The organism is Jiella avicenniae (assembly GCF_021390325.1).
GTDB lineage: Bacteria > Pseudomonadota > Alphaproteobacteria > Rhizobiales > Rhizobiaceae > Jiella > Jiella avicenniae.
Window position 1 is genome coordinate 117,426 of sequence record NZ_JAJUWU010000019.1, and the last position, 18,409, is coordinate 135,834.

Annotated in this window: 14 protein-coding genes and 1 tRNA gene; 9 read left to right on the forward strand and 6 right to left on the reverse strand. The window is 65.5% G+C overall.

The window, feature by feature from the left end:
* Nucleotides 1–225: 225 nt before the first annotated feature.
* Entirely contained in the window at nucleotides 226–2,646 is a 2,421-nt protein-coding gene (gene lon / locus LZD57_RS18335) for an endopeptidase La (protein WP_233720944.1), read from the forward strand.
* Nucleotides 2,647–2,819: 173 nt separating this feature from the next.
* Nucleotides 2,820–3,095 carry an HU family DNA-binding protein gene (locus LZD57_RS18340; RefSeq protein ID WP_233721006.1) on the forward strand — a complete coding sequence of 92 codons (276 nt, stop codon included), beginning with the start codon at nucleotides 2,820–2,822 and terminating at the stop codon, nucleotides 3,093–3,095.
* A gap of 606 nt (nucleotides 3,096–3,701) precedes the next feature.
* Here the strand turns inward: LZD57_RS18340 and LZD57_RS18345 are convergent.
* Nucleotides 3,702–3,777, reverse strand: a tRNA-Val gene (locus LZD57_RS18345).
* 512 nt (nucleotides 3,778–4,289) lie between these two features.
* Here LZD57_RS18345 and LZD57_RS18350 point away from each other — a divergent pair.
* From LZD57_RS18350 to LZD57_RS18375, 6 genes are all read left to right on the forward strand, one after another.
* Entirely contained in the window at nucleotides 4,290–5,228 is a 939-nt protein-coding gene (locus LZD57_RS18350; protein WP_233720946.1) for a PDR/VanB family oxidoreductase, read from the forward strand.
* On the forward strand, nucleotides 5,218–6,408 hold the full coding sequence (locus LZD57_RS18355; protein ID WP_233720947.1) for a Gfo/Idh/MocA family protein: 1,191 nt from the start codon (nucleotides 5,218–5,220) through the stop codon (nucleotides 6,406–6,408). The genes LZD57_RS18350 and LZD57_RS18355 overlap by 11 nt, the downstream gene beginning before the upstream one ends.
* On the forward strand, nucleotides 6,405–7,397 hold the full coding sequence (locus LZD57_RS18360) for an ABC transporter substrate-binding protein (RefSeq protein WP_233720949.1): 993 nt from the start codon (nucleotides 6,405–6,407) through the stop codon (nucleotides 7,395–7,397). Before LZD57_RS18355 ends, LZD57_RS18360 begins: the two co-directional genes overlap by 4 nt.
* A 10-nt stretch (nucleotides 7,398–7,407) precedes the next feature.
* On the forward strand, nucleotides 7,408–7,854 hold the full coding sequence (locus LZD57_RS18365; protein WP_233720950.1) for a hypothetical protein: 447 nt from the start codon (nucleotides 7,408–7,410) through the stop codon (nucleotides 7,852–7,854).
* Between the two features lie 263 nt (nucleotides 7,855–8,117).
* On the forward strand, nucleotides 8,118–9,599 hold the full coding sequence (locus tag LZD57_RS18370; RefSeq protein WP_233720952.1) for an aldehyde dehydrogenase family protein: 1,482 nt from the start codon (nucleotides 8,118–8,120) through the stop codon (nucleotides 9,597–9,599).
* 22 nt (nucleotides 9,600–9,621) lie between these two features.
* Nucleotides 9,622–11,385, forward strand: a complete 1,764-nt coding sequence (locus LZD57_RS18375) for a thiamine pyrophosphate-binding protein (protein WP_233720954.1) — start codon at nucleotides 9,622–9,624, stop codon at nucleotides 11,383–11,385.
* A gap of 358 nt (nucleotides 11,386–11,743) precedes the next feature.
* On the opposite strand, the gene LZD57_RS18380 is transcribed toward LZD57_RS18375, so the two are convergent.
* The 4 genes from LZD57_RS18380 to LZD57_RS18395 form a co-directional block, all read right to left on the reverse strand.
* Complete coding sequence (locus tag LZD57_RS18380) at nucleotides 11,744–11,923, reverse strand: putative antibiotic biosynthesis monooxygenase (RefSeq protein WP_233720956.1); 180 nt, start codon at nucleotides 11,921–11,923, stop codon at nucleotides 11,744–11,746.
* A 256-nt stretch (nucleotides 11,924–12,179) separates the two neighbouring features.
* On the reverse strand, nucleotides 12,180–14,036 hold the full coding sequence (locus tag LZD57_RS18385; protein WP_233720957.1) for a TRAP transporter permease: 1,857 nt from the start codon (nucleotides 14,034–14,036) through the stop codon (nucleotides 12,180–12,182).
* Nucleotides 14,037–14,086: 50 nt separating this feature from the next.
* Entirely contained in the window at nucleotides 14,087–15,070 is a 984-nt protein-coding gene (locus LZD57_RS18390; protein WP_233720959.1) for a TAXI family TRAP transporter solute-binding subunit, read from the reverse strand.
* Nucleotides 15,071–15,461: 391 nt separating this feature from the next.
* Entirely contained in the window at nucleotides 15,462–15,992 is a 531-nt protein-coding gene (locus LZD57_RS18395) for a MarR family winged helix-turn-helix transcriptional regulator (protein ID WP_233720960.1), read from the reverse strand.
* A gap of 310 nt (nucleotides 15,993–16,302) precedes the next feature.
* Here LZD57_RS18395 and LZD57_RS18400 point away from each other — a divergent pair, with 310 nt between their 5' ends.
* Nucleotides 16,303–17,592: a Rieske 2Fe-2S domain-containing protein gene (locus LZD57_RS18400; protein WP_233720962.1), complete on the forward strand. Its 1,290-nt coding sequence runs from the start codon at nucleotides 16,303–16,305 to the stop codon at nucleotides 17,590–17,592.
* Nucleotides 17,593–17,764: 172 nt separating this feature from the next.
* Here the strand turns inward: LZD57_RS18400 and LZD57_RS18405 are convergent, their stop codons facing one another.
* Nucleotides 17,765–18,325 carry a MarR family winged helix-turn-helix transcriptional regulator gene (locus tag LZD57_RS18405; RefSeq protein WP_338034719.1) on the reverse strand — a complete coding sequence of 187 codons (561 nt, stop codon included), beginning with the start codon at nucleotides 18,323–18,325 and terminating at the stop codon, nucleotides 17,765–17,767.
* Between the last annotated feature and the right edge of the window lie 84 nt (nucleotides 18,326–18,409).

Sequence of the window (18,409 nt, forward strand, 5' to 3'; positions counted from 1 at the left end):
CCCGAGCCGATGATTTGACGAGTGCCCGCTTCGGTCAGCCGAGGCGGGCATTTTCGTATCTTGCATGGATCTGATGCCGCATGCCGAAGCACGGCCCAAGCGCTTGAAAACGAGGGGCTGCGGGGCCAGATTGAGCGGTGGAAGGTAGCCTCTCGCGCAAGCGCTTCCTGTTAAGGTTTGCGCCGGAGGGCTGTAGACGGCCCCGGCCGTAGAAAGGAAAATATCATGTCCAACACGCCAGACCGCCCCGAGGTCGGAGAGACGGCCCTGTATCCGGTGCTGCCGCTTCGCGACATCGTCGTGTTTCCCCACATGATCGTGCCGCTTTTCGTCGGCCGCGAAAAGTCCATCAAGGCCCTCGAGGAGGTCATGGGCGCCGACAAGCAGATCCTGCTGGCGACCCAGAAGAACGCCGGCGACGCCGATCCGGCGCCGGACGGCATCTACCCCGTCGGCACGGTGGCGAACGTCCTGCAGCTTCTGAAGCTTCCGGACGGGACGGTGAAGGTCCTGGTCGAGGGCATGTCGCGCGCCCGCATCAATTCGTTCACACAGCGCGTCGACTGGCATGAGGCGGAAGCCGAGGTGCTCGGCGACGACGAGGACGATCCGGTCGAGGTCGAGGCGCTGGCGCGCTCGGTGGTCTCGGAGTTCGAGAACTACGTCAAGCTGAACAAGAAGATCTCTCCGGAAGTGGTCGGTGCCGCCGGCCAGATCGAGGACTATTCCAAGCTCGCCGACACCGTCGCCTCGCATCTGGCGATCAAGATCCCCGAGAAGCAGGAGATGCTGGCGCTGTTCTCCGTCCGCGAGCGGCTGGAACGGGCGCTCGGCTTCATGGAATCGGAAATCTCCGTCCTGCAGGTGGAAAAGCGCATCCGCTCGCGCGTCAAGCGCCAGATGGAGAAGACCCAGCGCGAGTACTATCTCAACGAGCAGATGAAGGCGATCCAGAAGGAGCTCGGCGACGGCGAGGACGGCCGCGACGAAATGGCCGAGATCGAGGAGCGCATCAAGAAGACCAAGCTGTCGAAGGAAGCGCGCGAAAAGGCCAATGCCGAGTTCAAGAAGCTCCGGCAGATGTCGCCGATGTCCGCCGAGGCGACGGTGGTCCGCAACTATCTCGATTGGCTGCTCGGCCTGCCGTGGGGCATCAAGTCGAAGGTCAAGATCGACCTGAAGAAGGCCGAGGAGGTCCTCGACGCCGACCACTTCGGGCTCGACAAGGTCAAGGAGCGGATCGTCGAATACCTCGCGGTGCAAAGCCGGCAGAACAAGCTGAAGGGGCCGATCCTCTGCCTCGTCGGACCTCCCGGCGTCGGCAAGACCTCGCTCGCCAAGTCGATCGCCAAGGCGACCGGGCGCGAATACGTGCGCATGGCGCTCGGCGGCGTCCGCGACGAGGCGGAGATCCGCGGTCATCGGCGGACCTATATCGGCTCGATGCCGGGCAAGGTCATCCAGTCGATGAAGAAGGCGAAGAAGGCCAATCCGCTCTTCCTGCTGGACGAGATCGACAAGATGGGCCAGGACTTCCGCGGCGATCCTTCCTCGGCGCTGCTCGAGGTGCTCGATCCGGAGCAGAACTCGACCTTCATGGATCACTATCTCGAGGTGGAATACGACCTCTCCTCGACGATGTTCGTGACGACCGCGAACACGCTGAATATCCCGGCCCCGCTGATGGACCGGATGGAGATCATCCGGATCGCCGGCTACACCGAGGACGAGAAGGTCCAGATCGCCCGCCGCCACCTGTTGCCCAAGGCGGTCCGCGACCACGCGCTCAAGGACGGGGAGTTCTCGGTTTCCGACGACGCCCTGCAGGAGATCGCGCGGCGCTACACCCGCGAGGCCGGCGTCCGCAACTTCGAGCGTGAGCTGATGACTCTCGCGCGCAAGGCGGTCACGACGATCCTCAAGGGCGAGACGACGACCGTCGAGGTGACGGCCGCCAACATCTCCGACTTCCTCGGCGTGCCGCGCTATCGCTTCGGCGAAGCCGAGCTCGACGATCAGGTCGGCGTGGTGACCGGGCTTGCCTGGACCGAGGTCGGCGGCGAACTGCTGACGATCGAAGGCGTCATGATGCCCGGCAAGGGCAAGATGACGGTGACCGGCAATCTGAAGGACGTGATGAAGGAGTCGATCTCCGCGGCGGCCTCCTACGTCCGCTCCAGGGCGCTCGACTACGGCATCAAGCCGCCGCTCTTCGACAAGCGGGACATCCACGTCCACGTTCCCGAAGGCGCGACGCCGAAGGATGGTCCGTCCGCCGGCACGGCGATGGCAACGGCCATCGTCTCGGTGATGACCGGCATTCCCGTTCGGCGCGACATCGCCATGACCGGCGAGATCACGCTGAGGGGTCGGGTGCTGCCGATCGGCGGCCTGAAGGAGAAGCTGCTGGCGGCGCTGCGCGGCGGTATCAAGAAGGTTCTGATCCCGGAGGAAAACGCCAAGGATCTGGCGGACATTCCGGACAATGTGAAGAACCAGCTGGAGATCGTACCGGTCTCGCGCATGGGAGAAGTGCTCCAGCACGCTCTCGTGGAGCCGCTGAAGCCCGTCGAGTGGTCCGAGGCCGACGAGCCTCTCGCCGGACCCGAACCGGTCGAGGACGGCGCGACGGCTGTGGCGCACTGACCTCACTCGTCGAAAGATATGGGAAAATGCCGCCCCGTGGGGCGGCATTTTTTTTACCAATTAGCGATTCGTCACCCGCGGACATTGCTGAATTCCGGGCTTTCCGCAAAAGTGCGCAATGGTTCTTGATTGGAATCAGATCGGCAACACGATCCCGCACAAGGAGGATGCCAATGAATAAGAATGATCTCGTCGCTGCTGTCGCCGAACAGGCGGAGCTGTCGAAACAACAGGCGGGTGCCGCCGTCGATGCAGTGTTCGATTCGATCGAAGCGGCCATGGCCAAGGGCGACGACGTTCGTCTCGTCGGCTTCGGCACGTTTTCCGTGTCGCACCGTGCCGCCTCGAAGGGACGCAACCCCTCGACCGGTGCCGAAGTGGACATCCCGGCTCGCAACGTTCCCAAGTTCGCTCCCGGGAAAGGTCTGAAGGACTCGGTCAACAAATAGTCGCAACGCCGCCCGAGTCCTGCCAGCCGCATCGGCTGGCGGACCGGACGCCGAGACACTGCGGCCTCTTCACGGCCGCATCTGCGGATATTGCCACGTCCCCGGCCGTCGCGCTTTCGTCGCGATCAATCCCTCGGGCAGGCACACCGAAAAAAAGCGTGGCGGACCGCCGTGGCCCGCTCGCGCGGAGCGTTTCCATTGCGTTAATGACGTAACGTAATGGTTTGGCTCGGTGACGTCAATGACCCTCCGCCCGGCGCATTCCCGTCGCTACGGCGGGTCTTGTCTGGCCGTCGATGGCCGTCGATGGCCGTCGTCGCTCGAGCGAACGACCGGCGGCTGCAGGCTAGCCGGTTCGCAGTCGGGAGTGGCCGGCGTCCGCGCCTCCGCAGCCGGTTTCCTCGGTCTTTTCGCGCGCGGAACCATTCGGGATTTCGCTGGCCTCCGTTCCCGGAGGTGGTCGCTGCCGTCGTCGGCGCAGCAAAGACGATCGACGCCAGCGCGATCTCACACTCGGCGAAACGCCGTCGTGCTCGCCCGCCAGGCTTGGTGGAGCCCACCAAAGAGCGGTCCCGTCCCGGTCTCCGCTCGGAATTCCGCAGGCAATGGTGGGCAGTGACGGGCTCGAACCGCCGACATCCTCGGTGTAAACGAGGCGCTCTACCAACTGAGCTAACCGCCCCCTGCTCGTCCTGTAAGGGGTGGTGCCGATTCTCGTCAAGTCCGGTCTGGCCGTTCGTTCTCGGCCATTTTTCCGTGCCGGGCCAGGTCGGATGGCGCGAATTCATCTGCTCATGCCGGCCGGGGACCTTCGGGCACACGGGACCAGCGGCGTCGATGACCCGCCGGAAAGTCGGAGACGCAAAAGCTCTCCGTTCCGCGTTTGTCGACGGGCAAGGGCTCCGCGACGCAGTTCGCCATCCGATAGGGCGCGCGCGTCGTCAGGGCTGTGGCCCGAGAATGTCCGACCGTCAAACCACACAGGCGATTCCCGACAGTCCCCGCGGGAGTTCGTTCGTTCGGAAACCCATCGCGAGGCCGTTCGGACTCGGCCAAAGGCCACGACCGTCGAGTCCGGAGGCGCAATGTCCATCGGTCTTGCCGAAGCTTGACATGATCTTAGCTTTCTAAGTATGTGAGTGCCGAACGGTTTGGCACAAAAACCGGGCGACGGGAGGAGGTCGTTTCATTTCCATGGAAAAGCTGAAGATGCGCGTCGAGAAGCGGCGTCCGCTGACCGAAGCGATCTGCGAATTCACGTTGAAGCCGGTGGACGGGGCGAGCCTGCCTTCGTTCGAGCCTGGCGCGCACGTCACCGTCGAAACGCCGTCCGGCGCGACGCGGCGGTATTCGCTGGTCAACGATGGTGCCAACCCCGAGAGCTACGTCATCGCCGTGAAGCGCGAGCGTGAATCGCGCGGCGGTTCGGCCTCGATGCATGACGAAGCCCAGGAGGGGACCGAGCTTCAGGTCGAGGTGCCGGAAAACACCTTCGCGCTGACGGACGTCGCCGAATACCTCCTGATTGCCGGCGGCATCGGCGTCACGCCGATCTATGCGATGGCGCAGGAGCTGGAGCGCCAGAACAAGCGCTTCAACATCATCTATTGCACGCGCTCGAAGGAAGAGACGGCCTATCTCGACGAATTCGTCGAGGCCTTCGGCGACCGGGTGCTGATCCATCACGACGACGGCGATCCGGAAAAGATCTACGATTTCTGGGACCACTTCGCCGAGCCCAGGAAGACCCATGTGTTCTGCTGTGGCCCGAAGCCGCTGATGGAAGAGATCCAGGCTGTTTCCGGCCACTGGCCCGAGGGCCGCGTCCATTTCGAGGACTTCAAGCCGGTCGACGTGGTGCGTGCCGACGACGTGGAATTTGAAGTCGAGCTGAAGAAGTCCGGCGAGACCGTGACGGTGCCCGCCAACCGCTCCATCCTCGAAGCGATCCGCGATCGTGGCCACAAGACCGTCAGCTCCTGCGAGAGCGGCACCTGCGGGACGTGCAAGACGAAGCTCCTCGGCGGCGAGGTCGACCATCGCGACATGGTGCTGATGGACGAGGAGAAGGGCGAGTTCATCATGATCTGCGTCTCGCGGGCGAAATCCGGGAACCTCGTTCTTGACCTCTGATCCCGTCCGCCTCGGCGTCGCCGGGCTCGGCCGGGCCTTCATGCTGATGGTGCCGACCTTCAAGACGGACGACCGGGTGAAGCTGGTCGCCGCCGCAGCGCCGCGCGCGGAGAGCCGCACCGCGTTCGAGGCGGAATTCGGTGGGAAGGGGCACGAGGGCGTCGAGGCGCTGGCGAACGACCCCGATGTCGAGGCCATCTACATCGCGACGCCGCACCAGATGCATGTCGAGCACGTTCTGGCAGCGGCGAAGGGCGGCAAGCACGTCCTCGTCGACAAGCCGCTTTCGGTGACGATGGAGGACGCCGACCGGATGGTCGAGGCGGCGGAGGCCGCCGGCGTTCATCTGATCGTCGGTCCGAGCCACAGCTTCGACGCGCCGGTGGCGCTCGCCCGACAGATGATCGAGAGCGGGGAGTTCGGCCAGGTCCGGATGGTCCAGGCGCTGAACTACACCGACTTTCTCTATCGCCCGCGCCGGCCCGAGGAACTGCGGACCGAGGAGGGCGGCGGCGTCCTCTTCAGCCAGGGCGTCCATCAGATCGACATCGTGCGCCTTCTCTGCGGCGGCATGGCCGAGCGCGTGACTGCGATGACCGGGGCCTGGGACCCGGCGCGGCCGACGGAGGGCGCCTATTCGGCGCTCATCTCCTTCGCCTCCGGAGCCTTCGCGACCATGACCTATTCGGGCTACGCCCATTTCGACAGCGACGTCTGGATGGGCGATATCGGCGAACTCGGCGCGCCGAAGGATCCCGCCGGCTACGGCAAGGCGCGCAAGGCGCTGGTCGGACTCGATGCGGAAGCCGAAGCCAAGCTCAAGACGACGCGGACCTTCGGCCAGGGCAGCGCGCCGGCGCCGGCGACCCGTCACGAGCATTTCGGTCCGATCGTCGTCCTTTGCGACCGTGCCGATCTGAGATTGACGCCCGAGGGCGTCGAGGTCTTCGCCGATACCGAGCGGCATTTCGTCGAGGCCCCAGTGCCCGCCGTTCCGCGCAAGACCGTGGTCGACGCGCTGGTCGCGGCGGTTCGCGAGAACCGCCCGCCGGCCCAGACCGGCGCCTGGGGGCGGGCGAGCCTCGAAGTCTGCCACGCGATCCTGCGCTCGGCCGAAAGCGGCGAGTCGGTGCGGCTCGAGCGGCAATGTTCGACAACTGGAGAGGAGAAGCCGGCGTGACGGATCTGAAACTGTCGCTCGCAATGGGCAATTACGACCGGACGCGCGCGATCGTCGACGGGCGGGTGAAGATCGACGGCGTCGATCCGATCCCGATGCTTTTGTCGCCGGAGGAGATGTTCTTCCGCGCTTTCCGGCATCAGGCTTTCGACATCTCCGAATTGTCGCTGTCCTCCTATTCGATCTCCGTCGCGCGCGGCGAACCGCACTATGTGGCGGTGCCCGTCTTCCTCAGCCGCGCCTTCCGGCACACTTCGGTCTACATCCGCACCGATCGCGGCATCGACCGGCCGGAAGATCTGAAGGGCAAGCGGATCGGCATCGCCGAATATCAGTTGTCGGCGAATGTCTGGGTGCGCGGCATTCTGGAGGAGGACTTCGGCGTCAAGCCGTCCGACGTCACCTGGGTGCGCGGCGGCATGGACACGCCGGGGCGGCCGGAAAAGATCAAGGTGACGCTGCCCGAGGACGTGACGGTCGAAGCCGCGCCCGAAGGCGCTACGCTGAACGGCATGCTGATGGCGGGCGAGATCGACGGTTTCGTCGGCCCGCGCTGGCCGCGCTGCTTCGCCGAAGGCCATCCGAATGTGGGCCGGCTTTTTGCCGACAGCATCGGCGCGGCCTCGGAATACTATCAGCGCACGAAGATCTTCCCGATCATGCATGTGCTCGGCGTGCGCCGGTCCCTCGTCGAGCAGTACCCCTTTCTGCCTTCGGCGCTTCTCAAGGCCTTTTCTGAGGCCAAGGCCATCGCGCAGGACGCGCTGCAGGATACCTCCGCGACCAAGGTGACCATGCCGTTCGTCGAGGACACGCTCAACCGTGCGCAGGCCCTGATGGGCCGGGACCTCTGGACCTATGGCGTCGGGGCGAACGCCCATGTGCTCGACCGCTTCCTCGACTATCACGCCGCGCAGGGGCTTTCCCCGCGCCGGGTCGGGATCGAGGAGCTGTTCCACCCGTCCACCCTCGAAGCCTACAGCCTGTGAGGACACGGCCATGAGCGATCTCGAACCCGGCGACGTCGTCGAAATCGGCACGGCGAGGGGCCGCGTCTACGCCCAGGTCACGCACGACCATCCGAGCTACCCGTCCGTGGTCCGCGTCCTCGAAGGCCATTTCGACGCGCGGCCGGACGATCTGTCGGCGCTCGTATCGGGCGAAAGCCGCTTCACGGCGATGATCCCGCTCGAAAGCGCGCTGACGCGGCTCGGGCGAGAGTTCGAGAAGGTCGGGAGCTACGACGTCCCACCCGCGATCAGCCGCTTCCCCACCTTCCGCATGCCGATCCGCGATAAGGTGGGCCAGATCGTCTACTGGTGGCTGTGGGACGGGCAGGGGCTCAGCTATGAGACCGATCTCGACGACGCGCAAAGCAAACTGCCGCTTCGCGAGGTGATGACGGCGAAGCGGTTCGGTGAGTTGCTGGACGGCGAGGGCGGTTGAGCGGGTGAAGCGCGAGGGGCCATCGAGCGCTCGAAGCCGGGCCCAGGCTGGCGGTTGGCCTGATCTCCCCCATTGCGGGGGAGATGCCGGCAGGCAGAGGGGGGTATCCATACGCCGAACCTTCGAACGATGGCGCCGGCCCCCCTCTGGATTTCCACCCATCTCCCCCGCAAGGGGGGATAGAAGCGTCGATGTCGGCGCTTGATCGCGATCGATTGCGCCGCCGATTGCAATGCGCCTGATTTCGGGGAGGAGGACCGGAGATGTCCAATAACGAAGTGCCAGAGCTGGAAACGGTCCTGCCGAGCCATCGCGACCTCTATTACGCCGGCGGCTGGCATGCGCCGGCGGGCGGCACATACGAGGATACCGGCAATCCCGGAACCGGTGAGACGCTCGGCGCCGTGGCGTCCGCCGGATCGGCGGATGTCGATGCCGCCATCGCGGCCGCGCGAACGGGCTTTCGCGAATGGCGCGACGTCCTTCCGCTCGAACGGGCGCGCATCCTGAAGGAGATCGCCGCGCTTCTGAGGAAGCATGGCGACGAACTCGCCCTCATCGACGCCGCCAATTGCGGCAACCCCTACGGCGAGATGCGCGGCGACGCGGTGATCGCGGCCGCGCAGATGGACTTCTTCGCCGGTCTCGTCACCGAGATGAAGGGCGACACGATCCCCATGGGCCCGGACCGGCTGAACATGACGGTCCGCGAGCCGCTCGGCGTCGTCGCCCGCATCCTCGCCTTCAACCACCCCTTCATGTTCTGCGGCGGCAAGATGGCGGCGCCGCTCGCAGCCGGCAACGCGGTGATCGTCAAGCCGCCGCTGCAGGCGCCGCTCTCGGCCCTGAGGCTGGCCGAACTCGTCGACGGGCTTCTGCCTGCCGGCGTCTTCAGCGTGCTCCCCGGCGGCACGGAGGCCGGCGCAGCGCTCGCCTCCCATCCGGGCGTCGCCAAGGTGACGCTGATCGGCTCCGTCGGCGCGGGACGCGCTGTGATGCGCGCCGCCTCCGACACGCTGAAGCCGGTGCTGCTGGAGCTTGGCGGCAAGAACGCCCTCATCGCCTATCCCGACAGCGACCCGGACAAGATTGCCAACGCCGTCGTCGCGGGCATGAATTTCGGCTGGTGCGGCCAGTCCTGCGGCTCGACCAGCCGCGCCTTCCTGCACGAGGACATCCACGACGCCGTCGTCGAGAAGCTTGCAAAGAGCGTTTCGCGTTACGTGCCCGGCAACCCGCTGGATCCGGCGACGAGCATGGGGGCGCTGGTCAGCCGCGCGCATTTCGACCGGGTGATGGGCTATATCGAAAAGGGCAAGGCTGAAGGCGCGCGCGTCGTCGCCGGCGGCCATGCGGTGACCGAAGGTCGGCTTGCCGAGGGCTGCTTCGTCGCCCCGACGATCTTCGCCGACGTGACGCCGGAGATGACGATTGCCCGCGAGGAGATCTTCGGCCCCGTCCTCGCCGTCCGCCGCTGGTCGGACGAGGCCGCGATGCTCGACGAGGTGAACGGCCTCGATGTCGGTCTCACCTGCGCGATCTGGAGCCGCGATCTCGCGACTGCTCACCGGGCGGCGTCCCGCGTCGAGGCCGGGTTCGTCTGGATCAACGAGGTCGGACGCCACTTCCTCGGCGCGCCATTCGGCGGGGTCAAGCAGTCCGGCATCGGCCGCGAGGAGGGCATCGGCGAGCTGATGTCCTTCACCCACGAGAAGAACATCCACGTCCATCTAGCCGGGCAATGACCTATCCGAAAAGGAAGCTTTGATGGCCGACGAGATCGATCGTCCGATCGCCTGCGAGGTCGCGCAGTTCTACGGCAGCGATGCGATCGCCGAGATGATGCGGCGGCTCGACATTCCATACGTCGCGCTCAATCCGGGATCGAGCTTTCGCGGCCTCCACGACAGCCTCGTCAATCATCTCGGCAACCGCTCGCCGCAGATGCTGCTGTGTCTGCACGAAGAGCACGCCGTCGCCATCGCCCATGGCTATGCCAAGGTCACCGAGCGCCCGCTCGGCGTGATTCTGCATGCCAATGTCGGGCTGATGCATGCGGCGATGGCGCTGTACAATGCCTGGTGCGACCGGGTGCCGATGCTGGTCTTCGGCGCGACGGGGCCTGTCGACGCCGCCAAGCGCCGGCCCTGGATCGACTGGCTCCACACCTCGCGCGATCAGGCGTCGATCGTGCGCCCCTACGTGAAATGGGACGATCAGCCGGCCTCGCTCGCCGCCTCTCTGCAGTCGATGATGCGGGCAAGGCTGCTCACCTCGACCGCCCCGATGGCGCCGACCTATGTCTGTTTCGACGTCTCGGTTCAGGAGCAGTCGCTCGACGAAATGCCGGCCTTCCCGGACCCCGATCGCAATGCCCTACCGCAATTCGCACGGCCGGGCGAAGCAGAGGCTTCGCAGGTTCTGACGTTCGTCGAGGCGGCCGAGGCGCCGGTCTTCCTCATGGGTCGGGTCAGTCGCGATCGGGCGGCCTGGGACCGCAGGGTGGCGCTCGCCGAGCATTTCGGCGCGAAGGTCGTCACCGACATCAAGCAGGCCGCCGCCTTCCCGACGCGCCATCCGCTGCATGCCGGCGCGCCGTCCTTCTTCCTGTCCGATGCCTCGGTGAAGACCCTTGCCGGGGCCGATCTCGTCGTCTGCTTCGACTGGGTCGATCCGGCTGGAGCGCTGTCTCAGGCCGGCATCGACCGCGATCGGACGAAGGTCGTGAACGTGACGCTCGGACCCCTTCTGCAGAACGGCTGGTCGCTCGACCATGGAAGCCTCTTGCAGGCGGACCTGTCTCTGCTCTGCGCTCCGGACGCCCTCATCGCGGCGCTCTGCGATCTCGCGGGGATCGGGGAAGGCAAGGCGTCGGACTGGGCCGTGAGGCTCGAGCCGGAGAGGCGGCAAGCCGCCAAAGGCCCGACCATCACGGTCAATGCGCTCGCCGACGAACTCGCGCGGCAGCTCGACGGCGTCGAGCGGACCCATATCCGCTTCACCCTCGGCTGGGACGGCGGTCGCTGCGATTTCCGGGTTCCGCTGGACTATCTCGGCTATGACGGCGGAGCCGGCATCGGCTCTGGGCCGGGCATGGCGGTCGGGGCGGCGCTGGCTTTACGCGACACCGGGCGGCTGCCGGTGGCCGTTCTCGGCGACGGCGACTTCCTGATGGGCGCGACCGCGCTCTGGACGGCGGCCCATCACAAGCTGCCGCTCCTGATCGTGGTCGCCAACAACCGCTCCTATTTCAACGACGAGGTCCACCAGGAACACGTCGCCCGCCACCGCAACCGGCCCGTCGAGAACAAGCATGTCGGCCAGGCGATCGAGGAGCCCGACATCGACATCGCCGCCATCGCCCGCGCCCAGGGGGCGACTGGCTACGGCCCCGTCGAGCAGCCGGGCGAGCTTGCGGGTGTTCTCGCGCAAGCCATTCAGGATACCCGCGCCGGCCACACTGTCGTCGTCGATGTCAGAGTGAAGCGCGGCTACAGCGAGGACATGGCCGAGGGCATGACGCAGGAGTGAGGGCCTGTCGCGCTCTCGATATTTTGGTCAAATCCGTCGACGGCCAAGAGCCTCCACGAGCCCTCATCTTGAGGTGCTCCGTCGCTCGGAGAGCGGATGAGCCTCGAAGGGCGAGGGGCGCGCCCCGACGCTGCCGCCAACACCCAGCCGCCTTGCCGGCATGATGATTTATCGGGATGCGTTCAACGTTCCAGCGACCTCCTCACCCTTCAAGGCAGACTGCGGCGGCACCTCAGGATGAGGGGACTGATAGCACAGTCGGGGGGTGAGGGAGACGGAGTGCGTCGTGTACGCGTAGTCCCGAAAAGCAGAAGTCCCGCCAAACTCCGATGCAATGCCGCCCGTTCTCCTCGACGGCCTATTTGCGCAGCCACCAGCCGAGCTTGCGGTTCAGGAACGGTGCGAGGAAGCCAGTGGAAAGGCCGGTCAGGAGAAGCGCGACGATGAACAGCGAGACCGGGGTCGGAAGGCCTTCGATGACAGGCCGCATGCCGTAGATCAGCGCGACGAGCGCCGGATAGACAGCCAGCATGCTCACCACCCATCGTTTCCAGAATGGCGGCACTCCGGTCGCATTCCGTGCTTCGTGCTTCGACACGATCACTCTCCGCATGTCATCGGTTGGCTGGTTTTGGCACCGGATCGGCCCGAACGGGCAATCGGTTTCGACGTCCGGGCGTCGACGAGGAGACGAGAAAACCGGGCGGCACGATCATGCCGCCCGGTCGATGGAGACGGGGCTGCCTTCGGCGGCGGAGCAAATGCCCGCGGCCTCGGGTCGGCCCCCGCGGCGATCAGCTCTGGCCCGCCGGCCTTTGCGCTTCGAGCATTCGCGACTGGAGGACGTGCCGCGCGAGCAGGGCAGCGATCCCAACAATCCCGACGATCGAGACCAGCGTCCAGGGCGCGATCGCGAGAACCGCGAGGGCCGCGAGCAACGGCCGCTCCACCTGCCGCACGTTCGGCATGCCGAAACCTTCGACCGAAAGGGCGACGGCTATCGTTCCTAGCGTGCCGCCGATGATCGCGACGACGTTGGTCAGCGGATCGGAAAGCAGAAGCAGGCCCGGGTTCCAGATGAAGGCGAAGGGAAGCAGGAAGCCGATGATCGCGAGCTTGACCGCCGTGAAGGCGATCTTGAACGGATCCTCGTCCGCGATCGCCGCCGCAGCGAGCGCCGCCACCGCGATCGGCGGGGTGAGTGCCGAAAGAACCGCATAGTAAAGCAGGAACATGTGGCTCTCGAGAACCGGATAGCCGAGCTTGGCGAGTGCCGGCCCGACCAGCACCGCCGCGAGGATGTAGGCGCTCGGCGTCGGCATTCCGAGGCCGAGGATGATGGTGACGACCGCCGCGATGACGAGCGTCAGGATCGGCTCGGAATTGCTGATCACGAGAATGACGTTCGCGGCCTTCATGCCGAGCCCGGTCATCGACAGGCCGCCGATGACGAGGCCCGCGGCGGCGCAGGCGCCCGCGACGGGCAGGATGCGCAGCGTCGTCTCGCCGAGACCCTCGACGATCTGCCAGGGCGACAGGCGCGTCGCCCGAAGCAGCATCGCCGCAAGGACCGCGGTCAGGACGCCGATGCCGGCGGTGAAGGTCGGCGAATAGCCCGACATCAGCGCCACGACGATGCCGACGATCGGAATGAGGAACACCCAGCCGACCCGGAAGGTCTCTTTCAGGCTCGGAATCTCGCCGTCGGAGGGGCGCAGATCGAGCCTCACGGCGCGCAGATGGACCTGGCTGAAGACGCCGAGATAGTACAGAAGCGCCGGAACGAGGGCGGCGATGACCACCTGGTTATAAGCGACGCCGGTATACTCGGCCAGGATGAAGGCAGCCGAGCCCATGATCGGCGGCATGGCGCTGCCGCCCGTCGAGGCCGCGACCTCGACGGCGCCCGCAAAGCGCGGCGAATAGCCGAGGCGCTTCATGACGGGAATGGTGATCGAGCCCGTCGCCACCACGTCCGAGGTCGGGCTTCCCGACATCGTGCCGTAGAGGCCGGAGGAGATGACCGCGATCTTGGCCGGTCCGCCGCGCGAACGCCCGGTGAGGAGCGCCGCGACGTTGAAGAAGAACTCGCCGCCGCCGGACTTCGACAGGAAGGTTCCGAACATCACGAACAGGAAGACGTAGCTCGCGACGACCTGGATTGGAACGCCGAAGACGCCGTCGGTGGTGAAGACGAGAATGTCGAGGAGATAGCTGTATTCGCTGATCCCGTGGCCGAAAGGCGGCGGCAGGAGATAGCCGAACAGGTTGTAGATCAGGAACAGGACGACGACGCCGGTGAGGCCGAGGCCCGTCGTGCGCCGCGTCGCCTCGAGCGTCAGGAAAAGCAGCATCGATCCGAAGAACAACTCGGCCGGGGTGAACGGATCGAGAAGGCTGATGCGATCGGCGATGGCGCCGGCATTCAGGAAGAAATAGAGCCCGCAGGCGACGCTGGCGAGCGACAGCGCCCAGTCGTAGATCGGCACGTGGTTCGGTGCCCTGGGCGTCGCGCCGATCGCCACGAACATGATCGCGTAGATGCCCGACACGAACAGGATGCCGAGAACCAGCGGATCGGAGATGGTGAAGAGGTTCGCGTAGACGACCCAGACGGAGAATGCCGCGGCCGCGACCGTGAGGACGCGCATGGCGGGGGCCGCAAGCTTGCGCTTGCGACCCGTTGCGACGAGAGCTCCGATCACTTGAGCAGCCCGGCTTCGCTGTACGCCTTGGCGGCGCCCGGATGGAACTCGATGACCGTCGGCTTGGCGAGGAGTTCCGGCGTCAGGGCCGACATCGAGCTATGCACCGCCTTGACCTCGTCGATGTTCTTGATGAGGGATTTGGCGAGAGAATAGGCGTTCTCCTCGCTCATGCTCTCGGTGGCGACGAGAACCGCGCCGAGCGCGACCGAACTCACGTCTTCCTTCTGGTTTTTGTAGCTTCCGGCCGGAATGACCATGGTGCCGGTGCCGAACTCCTCGTTCGTCGCGTCGATGACCTCCTGCGGCACGCCGAGGAGGACGACGTCGGTGTTCTCATCGACGGCGCGGAAGGAGGAGTGCTTGATGAAGATGCCGTTGGTGATCATGTCGAGCCGGCCGTCCTGGATCAGGTCCGCCTGCTCGTTGGCGCCGGCGCGCACGAACTGGCCGCCGTTCGACGTGACGACGTCTTCCGTGACGCCGGCTTCCTCGAGCATCTTCAGTGCGACGTTCGAGGTGATGTTGCCGGACCGGTTGATGCCGATGCGCACCGGGGCACCGCTGGTCGCGATGTCGTCGATGCTGTCGATCTTGTACTTCTCGGCCATTTCCTTGTTCAGGAAGAAGTGCATCGGCGCCCAGTTGTACATGTAGCCGATGGCACGCATGTTCTCGACCGGGGCGCGAAACGGCTCGCCGCCCTGAAGGCCGATCTTCGCCTCGGCGTCGTGGACGAGGCCGAGATCGGTCCGCTTTGCCGCGAGAAGGCCGATATTGGCGAAGCCGCCGCCGGTGGCCTGATAGGTGATGACCGAGTTCGGATCGTCGGCCTTGACCGCGCGGTCGATGCCGACGCCGAGGAGCGACCACAGCCCTCCAGGATTGCCGCCCGAAAGCGTCAGGTTCAGGGGATCGGCCGATGCGGAATGTGAAACCAGCATCATGCCGACCGCCGCTGCGAGCGTCAAAATTCTCATATTTCCTCCCAATTCGATCCGGTTTCCGACCTCCTCGGAACCCGGCCGGAGCCAGTTGCCGCCGATGCGCATGGCGATCGGTGGCAGGACTTAGACATCTATTTTTTTAAAACCTCTCCAAGTCAGCGTCAACGTCTTAGACATCTCATTTCTCGCTGGCGACGGAACGACGCGGCGCACGGCGGCGCGGCACGGGCCCGCAAGGGCCTGCGTTCCATGGGATGGGCCAGCGAAAGCGCTGAAGGAACGGCGACGATGTTTCGCCTCGCACGCCATTGCGGAAGACGAGCCCGCCGCCCTGATCGCCGCTTCGCCGACGATCGGCGCGGCGGCGCAGTTCAGGTCATGCTTCAGAGAGGCGGGCCGGCTCGAAGGACGCCGAGGCCGCGCCTCACAGTACCGAGGTCGTGATTCGGGTGGGCGGCATCCTCATGCCCCGGGCGGCCGCTTCGGCTTCGTCGCGCTCGAGATTGGTGATGATCACGTTGAGGGCGCGGCGCAGGATCTTCAACTCGTCGGCGCTCAGCCCCTCGACGGCGATATCGTTCGCCTCGATCGCCAGCGGCTCCAGCCTCTCGCGCAGTTCCCAGCCGCGCGGCGTCAGAAAGGCATGCTGCCGGCGCTTGTTGCCCTTGACGTTCTCGCGGGTGATCAGGCCCTGCTCGACCATGCGCAGCAGCGCCGTATGGGCGGTCGGTTCGGTCAGGTTCGCCCGCTCGCTCAATTCGCGCTGGGACAGCCCGTCTTCCTGCCAGAGAATCCGCAGGAAAATCCACTGGCCGAAGGTGACGCCTTCCGTCGTCAGGCGAAGCTGCAGCGACCGGTTGAAGGCGCGGGCTGCGAGCCGGATCAGGCGTGCGAGGCGCTCTTCCTGAACATCCGTCGCTTCGTTCGCGGAATCGGCGGGTCGTTCGTATTTCATCGGCATTCGGTCCAATCTGAAGGGCATCCGCATTCATGGGACCACCCACGCGTCTCCGGCGAGGCTTGTCTATGGACGCTCGCAAAAAGCCTGACAAGTAAACAGGGAGGGGGACGAAAACGCATTTGAATCCCCGGCGCGTCCGAGCCCCGCAAGAGTCGCGCCGTCGCTGCGATTTGCTCCGTTCTCCGAGTGGCCACCGTGCGGCGTGTCCGTGCTCGATCGCCATTCCTCTTGACGCACAAACTTAGAAAGCTAAGATAAAGCAACTGGACTGTGGTCCCGAAAACGATCGATGTGGAGGAACACGATGCTCACGACCGAAGAGAACGACCTGCTGACCCGCGTGACGGGCGACGCCCCCATGGCGCGTTTGATGCGCCAGCACTGGACGCCGGTCTGCCTCGTGGAAGAAGTGGCAGAGCCGGACGGGAAGCCGCTTCGCGTCGAGGTGCTCGGTGCCACCTATGTCGCCTTCCGCGACAGCAAGGGCCGCCTCGGCATGCTCGACGAGCTCTGCCCGCACCGGAAAGCATCGCTCGTCTACGGCCGCAACGAGGAATGCGGCCTGCGCTGCCTCTATCACGGCTGGAAGATGGACGTGGACGGCAATGTCGTCGCGATGTCGTCGGAGCCCGAGGGCAGCCCGCTGATGGACAAGGTCAAGGCGCGGTCCTACCCGGTGCGCGAATGGGGCGGCTTCGTCTGGGCCTGGCTCGGCGAGAAGGACGAGATGCCGGAGTTCCAGGCGCCGGCCTTCGCGCCGACCGAGGACACGCCGGTGGCGATTCTGAAGATCCGCATTCCGGCCAACTGGGCGCAGATCCACGAAGGCCAGATCGACAGCGCCCATTCCTCCTCGCTCCATTCCTCGACGATGAAGCCCGCGCGGGTGGAAAGCGCCGCCGCCGACGAGAAGTCCTGGTATCGCCCGTCGACCGACAAGTCGCCGCGGATGCAGACCGAGACGACGAGCTACGGCTTCCACTACGCGGCGATCCGCAAGCCGATCAAGAACGCGGCCACACACAACTATCTCCGGATCACCGAGTTCATCGCGCCCTACTACTCGCTGATTCCGCCGAACAACAATTACAAGGTCGCCAGCGTCATCGTGCCGATCAACGACGACGAGACCGCCTTCCACTTCCTCGCCTTCGGCGGCCCGAACGTGCCGACGACGGAGGAATGGCGCGCCTTCAACCACGCGGTCCCGGGCAAGGATGTCGACGAGAAGTGGCGCACCAGACGCACGCTCGAAAACGACTTCATGCAGGACCGCGAGATGATGAAGGACGGGCATTTCACCGGCGTCCTCGGCATCCCGAACGAAGACATCGTCATGTGGGTGTCGATGGGCTCGCGTGTGCAGCGGCAAACGGACGTTCTCGGTGCGTCGGATCTCGCGATCGTCGAATTCCGCCGCCTGATGGTCGATGCCGCCCAGAAGGTGGCCGAGGGCGGACGGGCGATCGGCACGAATTCCGACGTGCCGCAGGCCCAGATCGCCTCGAAGGAGGGCGTCTATCCGAAAGACGTCGACTGGCGCACCCTCGTCGCCCGTCAGAAGGCCGCGGAAACCGCGGTGGCCGCCGAGTAGTCGAGCCGCGGGAAGACGCGAGCATCATTTCCGGCGATGCTTCGAACGAGGCGGCTGCGGAGGACGACGGGTTCTTCGCGGCCGCCATGCTTTTGCGGTGACGCCGTCTCGTCGGGGGAAGTCTCGACGCATGCGGGCGGGTCCGAGGATCCCGGCCGCGTATCCGCCTCGCTCATTCCGGGTCTTTATTCAAAGTTCGACGCCGACGACGCTGGCAGCGTTGATGGATGCCGCCGCCCTTCGCGGCTGACGGCGCAGCGTCCTCGGCACCTTGCGATGCCGTTTGCGGGCGTTCGGGTCGACGCAGCGGGGCACGACCGCTTTCGTTGCTGGCATCGATCGCCTTGCGTAACAGCCGGATGAACTCCGCCGTTTCGGCTTCGTCCAATCCGCTCAGCATCGCCCTTTGTGCCTCAGAGACGCTCGGCGCGATCCTTTCGAGCAGATCGCGGCCTTTCGGTGTGATCGTCAGCACCCGCGCCCGCCGATCCTTCTTGCTGATCTCCCGCTCGATGACGCCCTTGAGGACGAGGCGCTCGATCACGCCGCCGATGGTGACTCGGTCGTAGGCGATGAAGGCAGAGACCGAAGCCTGGTCGAGGCCGGGGTGCTCGGAGATCGTCCGAAGCGCCGCGTACTGAACCGGCGTGAAGTCGCTGCCGACGGCGGAGAGTTCGTTCTGAAAGACGGCAACGGCGATCTGCTGGAGGCGCCGGATCAGATGACCGGGCATGGTTGCGAGTTCGGTCATCTATGCGCAGCCCTCCGAGGCGGAATTGACACGTATACTAATCATACGCATACGTATCATATTTGC